1 protein-coding gene and 1 pseudogene are annotated in these 905 nt (G+C 67.3%); one reads left to right on the top strand and one right to left on the bottom strand.

The window, feature by feature from the left end:
• The coding region (locus tag A5780_RS16530) for a DUF4226 domain-containing protein (RefSeq protein WP_231982981.1) at positions 1 to 630 on the bottom strand (630 nt) is incomplete at its 3' end.
• Between A5780_RS16530 and A5780_RS41895 the strand changes: the two are divergent.
• Positions 617 to 905, top strand: a pseudogene (locus A5780_RS41895) (hypothetical protein); the annotation flags it as partial. The gene A5780_RS16530 and the pseudogene A5780_RS41895 sit on opposite strands and share 14 nt — an antisense overlap.

Raw genomic sequence — 905 nt, 5'->3', positions numbered from 1 at the left:
CGGGTATTTTTTGCCGTAGATGTTGTAGAGGTATTGGTTGGTGAGGCGGTCGATTTCGGTGGCGGTTTCGGTGGAGTTGGTGTTGCCGCCGGAGACGATGGCTTGGGCTTTTTTGAGGGCGATGGTGAGGATTTGGTGGACTTTTTGTTGTCCGGCTTTGGTGTAGGCGGTGGGTCCTAGTTCGGCGAGGGCGGCGTCGACGTCGCGCAGGAGTTGACGGACGGCGGTTTTGTCGACTTTGTGTTTGCCGGCGTGGGAGTAGATGTAGTTGTAGAGGTCGTTGTCGAGGGTGTTGAAGGCGGTGGCGGCGTTGCGTTGGAACAGTTGGCGGGCTTTGACGGCGCCTGCGGTGGTGCCGGTGCCGTCGGTGCTGCCGGTGGTGGTGCCGAGTTCTTTGCGGAGTTTCTGGACGTCGGGGTCGTCGCTGTTTTCGTCGCCGTAGGCGGCGGCGAGTTTTTTGAGTGCGGCGATGGCTTTCTGGGCTTGGGGGGACAGGCCGGCGTCGCTGCCGTCGCCGGTTGTGGTTGCGCCGGAACCGTTTCCACCACCACTACCGGCGCCGCCGCCGCCGTTTCCGCCGGCGAGGCCGGACAGGGCGGAGGCGAGCATGGGCAGCATGGACAGTGCCATGGCGCCGCCCATCATGGCGGCGGGCGCGACCTGTGCCAGGGTTTGGTCGTCGATGCCGGGGATCAGGCTGGGCTCGCGTTCGGGTTCCAGGCTCGCCCGGTCGGTGGCCGGTGGCGGTGGTGGTGCGGCGGCGCCCGCGGCCGGGGGCGCCTCAGCGGATCCGGGCGCCACCGATACCGCGGGCGTACCCGGCCCCGACACCACACCCGCACCCGACCCGGCCGGAGCCGGACCCGGTGGCGCAGACGGAGAAACCACCGGAACAGACGACGACG

Origin of the sequence: Nocardia sp. 852002-20019_SCH5090214, assembly GCF_001665865.1 — a bacterium.
Taxonomy (GTDB): Bacteria; Actinomycetota; Actinomycetes; order Mycobacteriales; family Mycobacteriaceae; genus Nocardia; species Nocardia nova.
Note: the sequence above shows the minus strand (reverse complement) of the source record. Positions and strands in the feature narration are given on the sequence as shown.